8 protein-coding genes are annotated in these 7056 nt (G+C 41.2%); 6 read left to right on the top strand and 2 right to left on the bottom strand.

The window, feature by feature from the left end; translation table 11 throughout:
* The first annotated feature begins 322 nt into the window (after nt 1-322).
* The gene (locus RM347_RS35390; protein ID WP_322717045.1) at nt 323-583 is read left to right on the top strand and encodes a hypothetical protein; all 261 of its coding nucleotides are present in this window, start codon (nt 323-325) and stop codon (nt 581-583) included.
* A 28-nt stretch (nt 584-611) separates the two neighbouring features.
* Here the strand turns inward: RM347_RS35390 and RM347_RS35385 are convergent, their stop codons facing one another.
* Nucleotides 612-1454 carry a hypothetical protein gene (locus RM347_RS35385; RefSeq protein ID WP_322717044.1) on the bottom strand — a complete coding sequence of 281 codons (843 nt, stop codon included), beginning with the start codon at nt 1452-1454 and terminating at the stop codon, nt 612-614.
* 196 nt (nt 1455-1650) lie between these two features.
* On the opposite strand from RM347_RS35385, the gene RM347_RS35380 reads away from it, so the two are divergent.
* The 5 genes from RM347_RS35380 (at nt 1651) to RM347_RS35360 (ending at nt 6424) form a co-directional block, all read left to right on the top strand.
* Nucleotides 1651-2025 carry a hypothetical protein gene (locus tag RM347_RS35380; RefSeq protein WP_322717043.1) on the top strand — a complete coding sequence of 125 codons (375 nt, stop codon included), beginning with the start codon at nt 1651-1653 and terminating at the stop codon, nt 2023-2025.
* A 212-nt stretch (nt 2026-2237) separates the two neighbouring features.
* Nucleotides 2238-2492: a TIGR02450 family Trp-rich protein gene (locus RM347_RS35375; RefSeq protein ID WP_322717042.1), complete on the top strand. Its 255-nt coding sequence runs from the start codon at nt 2238-2240 to the stop codon at nt 2490-2492.
* Between the two features lie 663 nt (nt 2493-3155).
* Complete coding sequence (bchL, locus tag RM347_RS35370) at nt 3156-4022, top strand: ferredoxin:protochlorophyllide reductase (ATP-dependent) iron-sulfur ATP-binding protein (RefSeq protein ID WP_012410753.1); 867 nt, start codon at nt 3156-3158, stop codon at nt 4020-4022.
* Between the two features lie 32 nt (nt 4023-4054).
* The gene (locus tag RM347_RS35365) at nt 4055-4843 is read left to right on the top strand and encodes a DUF5331 domain-containing protein (RefSeq protein ID WP_322717041.1); all 789 of its coding nucleotides are present in this window, start codon (nt 4055-4057) and stop codon (nt 4841-4843) included.
* Between the two features lie 177 nt (nt 4844-5020).
* Nucleotides 5021-6424, top strand: a complete 1404-nt coding sequence (locus RM347_RS35360) for a ferredoxin:protochlorophyllide reductase (ATP-dependent) subunit N (RefSeq protein WP_190891342.1) — start codon at nt 5021-5023, stop codon at nt 6422-6424.
* 115 nt (nt 6425-6539) lie between these two features.
* Here RM347_RS35360 and RM347_RS35355 read toward each other — a convergent pair whose 3' ends face one another.
* A complete protein-coding gene (locus RM347_RS35355) occupies nt 6540-6719 on the bottom strand; it encodes a hypothetical protein (RefSeq protein ID WP_322717040.1) in 180 nt (59 codons plus the stop codon).
* Nucleotides 6720-7056 lie beyond the last annotated feature (337 nt).

The following is a 7056-nucleotide window of genomic DNA, read 5'->3' as shown; positions in this document are numbered from 1 at the left end:
AGCCTTCGGACGGTGCGTTAGCCAGAGGCATAACGCACCCTACGTATATTTCAAAAATCAAATATGAGTCCTATAGCTTATTTCATCATAATCATCATCAATTTAATTTAAATTAACTTATTGCTGATATTCAGTAAATTTCTGTTAACAGAGTGCTAACACAATGAATATAATGAGTTTCTAGTAAGTTGCAGCTAGTTTTATTGATAAATTGAGTAAAATAAAGGTATAATACTATGATCTGTCATGAAAATATTCTTGTCAGCAAATGCATAAAAACTAAATATAAACCAGTAAAATTATCTATCGTTATTTAATAGTGATGAAAAAGGTGAAAGATTTTCATATAAGAGATTTAACAGCCGAAGAACGCCAATCTCTATTAGTGAGAGAATCCAAAGAGTATATGCGCGGGAAGAAAAGCCTAAGCCAATTTCAAGAAGCTGAACGTAAGTATGGTACAGATTATGGTTCAGTTACCCTCGAATTAGCTAGTAAAGATAAGCTCATGCCAAAGCTATGGCGTTTTTTGGCATCTCCTTGGCGGCAAAACAAAGATCAACACTTAATTAAACTCAGATAGCATCTATCTATGTGCTGAAACTTTAGTTTTAATTAGTAATTGAATGTTGTACTTGGTAATTACGCGCTACTAGCATAACTCCCGCTAGGCGATTAGCAATTACAAATAATAACTCTTGAGTGGCTTTAGAATCAAAAGTTATCACATCTCTGCTGTAGAGACACAAAACTCCTAAACTATCCGTACCTCCAATGATTGGTATAGTAATCAATGTAACATAATCTAAAATGCGGCCAGTTCTATCCTTGCTAAAAATGTATTGCGGATCATCCGTTTGCCACATATTATTTATGCGTGATAAGTGTACAACCCGTCGTTTTTTGTCAATGAAAGTACAACCAGCACACCCCCGATTTAAATTAGGGTCTTTACCAATATAGAAACGTACTTTATTTCCATACTCATTTGGTGATTGTGATTGACACCAAGTAGTCAAAAAATCTGGATCACTAGGATCTGGTGCATAAATGGCGATACCACACCCATCTAGAAGTGGCATGATGTTAAGTGTTTTTTCGATAAATTGCTCTAAGAGCCGCTTGAGTGATTCATGAATGTTTGGATTTACATCTAACTTAGGCAGAAGTAATAGTAAAGATTCATCCAGTTCGTTAAGCTTGATTGCGATTTGATGCGCTTTATGATAATGTATTGCAGTCAATGAAAGCGGTAACAGAGTAATTAATAGAGCTAAAATCAAAACCCATAGTCTGACAGGTAGTGGCTCGTTAATTAAAGGCAATAGCTTTTCTGAAAAAACTTTATCTGCTTGGTTGCCAATAACACCGCTAAAAGCCGCAAGCGATAAAGACACTAGAAAACTGATAACTATTTTTGCCCAGTTGGGAATTTTTGGTAAATTAAACGCCATAGCTGCTGATTGGCATCTAAAGAGGTGGTCAGTAAACCTTTAATTACAGTATAAAGGCTATATAAACAACAACAGGTGTACTTTACAGAATCTCACTGAGATATATCTAATAATTGTTGGCACAGTCGTCTGCATAAACCTTTCCTGTCCCCACACAGAGTTACCATAATCCCAGGTCGCCTAGTGGATGCTGAAAATGATTGACCCCTACGACTTTGAAGATGATGACTTTGACTTTGAGGATAAAGAGTTATTTAAAATAAAACCTATCAGCCAAATGACTGAAGGGGAAAAGCTACAGCGGTTTAAGCGGTTCTTCGACAGCAGTAGCCGTGCTATGTTGCAAAATTGTCTATTTCGCATTGTCAATTCCGAAGATGGTACGGGCACATTAGAAATTCTTTGCCCTAATGAAGTCGTAAGGCAACGACTTTCCAAGAAAAAGCGCAAAATTACCAACAACATCAACACCTGCTGGAGTCATATCAGATGGTTTTCGCTATGTGTCCAGCAAGATAATGAGTTGCATTGCCAGAAGTTTAGCCGTAATGGGGATTTGGTGACATCTTAATTGGCGATTGGGGATTGGGGACACAACTCTTGGAGACGCTTTGCGTAGCTTGCTTCCACGTTCGCGTAGCGTGCCGTAGGCAAGTGGTACGACAAGGGGTAGTTGAGCGCAGTCGAAACTCAGTGCATTCCTGGGAACTGCAAATAAAGAAAGTATTTTCCCAATGCCAAATGACAAATGACAAATGACAAATGACTAATGACTAATGACTAATGACTAAAAAACAAAAATTTCCTTACCTAGTTGGTTCTAAGTGGACAGCACAGCGAAAAGTTGATGGCTGGCGGCACTTCCAAGTTGTTAACCGGAAAAATCAGGCTAAGTGGGTTTACGCCGAAATGGTTGCTGCTTGCGATCCTAAAGTCCGTTTTTGGATAAATGCCAAATTATTACAAGATAGCTCCCAGTGGCAAGCTGGCTGGCAAACATTACAGGAAATCCAGGAAATTGAAACTGAGGTGTCCTGATTTGCCTCGTTCCCAGTCAGAAACTGGCAATGCCCATTAGTGGGCTGCCGCCTCCTTCACTGGCGGCAGCCAAAAGATTTTAATCAGCTTAGATAATATTTGACAATTTAATAATTTTTTACAAAATCACACTAACTTACTCTCAAGCAGCAATTAAAAGGTCTTATCTATCGACTAAAAACTGGCAACTTATCTGCGATACCTTCTCTACGAGACGCTACGCGAACGGTGAGCTACGCTAACGCAAATTCCAGTAGTATTTCCATCATAAGGCTGCATATACCTCTGTTTACCCTTGACCCTGCGCCTCAATGCATTGAAAACACGTTGCATAAACATTAGCTAATTCTATGAAAAGCATTCAAAAATAACTATTTCAGCTTTTTGTATTTTGTAACTCTTTTTATAAAAATAATTAATAAAAACTTTTAATTAGCTGTTTTTAGAGCTATTAAAGTCTTTAAGCCTAATTAAACCCCAAATAGGGGTAAATGAGATTTAATTCATTAGATAAGACCGTTTTACAAATTAAGAGCCACTTTCTTTTCTATGTAATTTGCCCAATAATGACAATCACAGACCTCACGCATCGCCATCTCAGGAAAGGTGAAGGCAAATGTTTGAGCCACAAGTTTGACAAAAAGCTATAAGAGGCAAACAACAGTGAAACTAGCAGTCTACGGAAAAGGTGGCATCGGCAAATCCACAACTAGCTGTAACATATCAGTCGCCCTAGCTAAACGTGGCAAGAAAGTGCTGCAAATTGGTTGCGACCCCAAACATGACAGTACCTTTACCCTGACTGGGTTTTTGATTCCGACAATTATCGACACTCTTCAAGAAAAAGACTATCACTACGAAGATGTCTGGCCCGAAGATGTGATTTATAAAGGCTACGGCGGTGTTGATTGCGTAGAAGCTGGTGGGCCACCTGCGGGTGCTGGATGTGGCGGTTACGTAGTCGGCGAAACAGTGAAATTACTTAAAGAACTCAACGCCTTTGATGAGTACGATGTAATTCTTTTTGACGTTCTGGGTGACGTAGTTTGCGGTGGTTTTGCAGCACCACTCAACTATGCAGATTACTGCCTGATTGTTACAGACAACGGCTTTGATGCTTTGTTTGCGGCTAATCGGATTGCTGCTTCAGTCCGCGAAAAAGCACGAACTCACCCACTGCGTTTAGCTGGGTTAATTGGCAACCGCACCTCCAAGCGCGACTTGATTGAAAAATATATAGAAGCTGTGCCAATGCCAGTTTTGGAAGTTTTACCTTTGATTGAAGATATCCGTGTTTCCCGTGTGAAAGGTAAGACTTTGTTTGAGATGGCAGAGCAAGATCCTTCCCTAGACTACGTTTGCGACTACTATCTCAACATTGCCGACCAAATTCTAGCGCGTCCCGAAGGTGTTGTCCCTAACGACACACCAGATCGTGAGTTGTTCTCTTTGTTGTCCGATTTTTATCTAAATCCGGGTAAACCCCAGGTTCCTAATTCAGAAGAGGAACTAGACTTGATGATTGTATAAATCACCAAGTTCTCAGGATGGGGGACAATAACATGGCATTCTTTCACAGCTTTACAGATTCAATAAAGCAAAAGTGGTTGCAATTTTTCCAGAATAATCGAGACTGGATTACCCTGCACATGGAAGTGGAATCAGTGTACACCCCTGATGGCGGGAAGCGACCACCTTCTTACCTCATCCTGGGAGTTCTTAACGCCCTAGAGCCAAAGCTAGCGCAGTTAATGTTGCCCTTTGCCAAACTTAATCCTGACGCCGATACCCTAATTGAGGTGCTGGATTTGCATTTTGACCCAGATTTAGCTCTCGGTAATCGCTTCGTTGTCAACCCAGAAGCAGAGAGATACGTAGAAGAAGCAGCAGCTGTCATTGACGAAAAGCCTGAAGATGAAACATTGACACATTCTCATACAAATGGCTTTGCGTCGGCGGCAGTAGTTCAAGAGTTCACAATGGTGGATTCTGAGGATGAAAGCCTGGGGATCAGCGAGTTGGAGGAAACCGAAAACGGCTTTGGCGATATTTCCTTAACCAACGGACACAACTCAAAAGATCAGTCTCTCCAAAGCTCTAGTTTAGAAGCAGATGAATTTGGAGAAATTGCCTTCGATTCAACAGCTGCAATGGAAGTAAAGCTGGATGAAGACGAGACGCTTGAAGATAGTCCACTAGATGAGAATGCGTTTAAAGACGTGTTATCAGATGTCTGGGGTGATGAAACAGCTTTGCAAAAGGCTGAAGAAAATAATGATTTTTTGGGGGAAGAACTGCCAGCAGGCGTTTTTGATGAATCAGAAATTGCCCGTCTCTTCCCCAACGCTTAATTATTGCCGTTCCTCACAATTTTAAGTTTTAGATTTGGGGTTTTGGATTAGGAATGTAGGGAAATTGTCGTCAGGCATAGGATATTTTTGTTGTCCCAGTCACCAATCCAAAATCGTCAATCTAAAATCTGAAATTGGTTGAACTGCCATTAAATATCAAGGGGAGAAAAAACCAAAATGACTGTCGCTCAACAACCAGAAGCTTTAAGCTTTGAATGTGAAACCGGGAATTACCATACCTTTTGCCCAATTAGCTGCGTGGCGTGGTTATACCAAAAAATTGAAGATAGCTTCTTTTTGGTGATTGGAACAAAAACTTGTGGCTACTTCCTGCAAAATGCGATGGGGGTGATGATTTTTGCTGAACCCCGCTATGCAATGGCAGAGTTGGAAGAGGGGGATATTTCGGCACAACTCAATGATTATGAAGAGTTAAAGCGGTTGTGCTTGCAAATTAAACGCGATCGCAATCCTAGTGTAATTGTCTGGATTGGCACTTGCACCACCGAAATTATCAAAACAGATTTGGAAGGCTTGGCACCGAAGCTGGAATCCGAAATCGGCATTCCCATCGTTGTAGCGCGTGCAAATGGTCTAGATTACGCCTTCACCCAAGGAGAAGACACGGTATTAGCCGCAATGGCTAACCGTTGCCCTGATAAGTCTCCTGTGGCGGAAACAGAGAAAAGTGAACGTAATGCGATCGCTAAATTGCTCAACTTCGGTAAGAAGAAAGAAGATGTCGCCCAAGATGAATCTGAGTACGTGGATCATCCACCCTTAGTTCTCTTTGGCTCCCTTCCCGACCCCGTAGTTACTCAGTTAACCTTGGAACTGAAGAAACAAGGCATCAAAGTTTCCGGCTGGCTACCCGCGAAGCGCTTCACAGAATTGCCAGTACTGGAAGAAGGGTATTATGTCGCTGGTGTCAACCCCTTCCTCAGCCGCACAGCTACCACCTTAATGCGCCGCCGCAAGTGTAAACTCATTGGCGCACCCTTCCCCATTGGCCCCGATGGCACCCGCGCTTGGATTGAGAAAATCTGCTCGGTGTTCGGTATTACCCCCAAGGGTTTGGATGAACGGGAAGCACAAATTTGGGCGGGCTTGGAAGATTACGTCAAACTGATTCGCGGTAAGTCTGTATTCTTCATGGGTGATAACTTGCTGGAAGTTTCCCAAGCAAGATTCTTAATCCGTTGTGGGATGACAGTTCACGAAATCGGCATTCCCTACATGGATAAGCGCTATCAAGCTGCTGAGTTGGCACTGTTGGAGAAAACTTGCCAGGAAATGAATTCACCTCTGCCAAGGATTGTAGAGAAGCCGGATAATTACAATCAACTTCAGCGTATTTATGAGTTGAAACCAGATTTGGTAATTACTGGTATGGCTCACGCAAATCCGTTGGAAGCACGCGGTATTAATACAAAGTGGTCGGTGGAGTTTACTTTTGCTCAAATTCACGGCTTTACGAATGCGCGTGACATGTTAGAGTTGGTGACTCGTCCGTTGCGTCGGAATAATAATTTGAAAGATTTGGGTTGGGATAAGTTGGTGAGAGAAGAAGCGAAGATTTAAATTTAGATTTGGGTTTGGATTGAGCAACAGCATAACATTATATTAAGGGCGAACTTTCGAGTTCGCCTTTTTTTTACGAACCGCAAAGGATGCAAAGGAAGAGAGAGAAGTTAATTTAGATAAAAGGCTGTAACTCTAAAGGTTTGGATGGAATGATATACATTAATTCTGCACCGTCTGGTTTAATTTCTGTAGAGGGAGTTAATTTAAGCCAGTCATGAAAGCTAATTCCTAATTGGGATATTGCTTGTACTTCTGTTTGGTAAGATTCAAACCTGCGATTAGTTTCAATCATTGATTCCACTACTTCCAAAGTTTTAGGAAGACGTGCGTAAATCTGCGGCTTAGGATCATCCCAAATTCGTCTTCCGTAGTCCTTATACTACACTTTCCTTTGGTATTTTTGCATAAGTGGGATGCTCCCCAATATAAATTCTAAATCACTGAGTTCAATTCCTAAGTCAACTTTTCGTAGTATGAGATACAGCAAACTAGCGGATGATGAATCTTGATATTGAGTTGCTTGGTACTTGGACTTTAAAGCAACAAAGTGTTGTAAGCTGTTACGCATTTAAGTTGCACATCAACTGGTGAGGTTGTCCTTTGTCAATTGTCCTTTGTCCTTAGTAAAC

The organism is Nostoc sp. ChiQUE02 (assembly GCF_034531305.2).
GTDB lineage: Bacteria > Cyanobacteriota > Cyanobacteriia > Cyanobacteriales > Nostocaceae > Nostoc.
Note: the sequence above shows the minus strand (reverse complement) of the source record. Positions and strands in the feature narration are given on the sequence as shown.

Coding starts and splice junctions, on each gene's coding strand:
- RM347_RS35365 (WP_322717041.1), top strand. CDS start 4,055: ATGGCATTCTTTCACAGCTTTACAGATTCAATAAAGCAAAAGTGGTTG.
- RM347_RS35375 (WP_322717042.1), top strand. CDS start 2,238: ATGACTAAAAAACAAAAATTTCCTTACCTAGTTGGTTCTAAGTGGACA.
- RM347_RS35385 (WP_322717044.1), bottom strand. CDS start 1,454: ATGGCGTTTAATTTACCAAAAATTCCCAACTGGGCAAAAATAGTTATC.
- RM347_RS35390 (WP_322717045.1), top strand. CDS start 323: ATGAAAAAGGTGAAAGATTTTCATATAAGAGATTTAACAGCCGAAGAA.
- RM347_RS35360 (WP_190891342.1), top strand. CDS start 5,021: ATGACTGTCGCTCAACAACCAGAAGCTTTAAGCTTTGAATGTGAAACC.
- RM347_RS35355 (WP_322717040.1), bottom strand. CDS start 6,719: ATGATTGAAACTAATCGCAGGTTTGAATCTTACCAAACAGAAGTACAA.
- RM347_RS35380 (WP_322717043.1), top strand. CDS start 1,651: ATGATTGACCCCTACGACTTTGAAGATGATGACTTTGACTTTGAGGAT.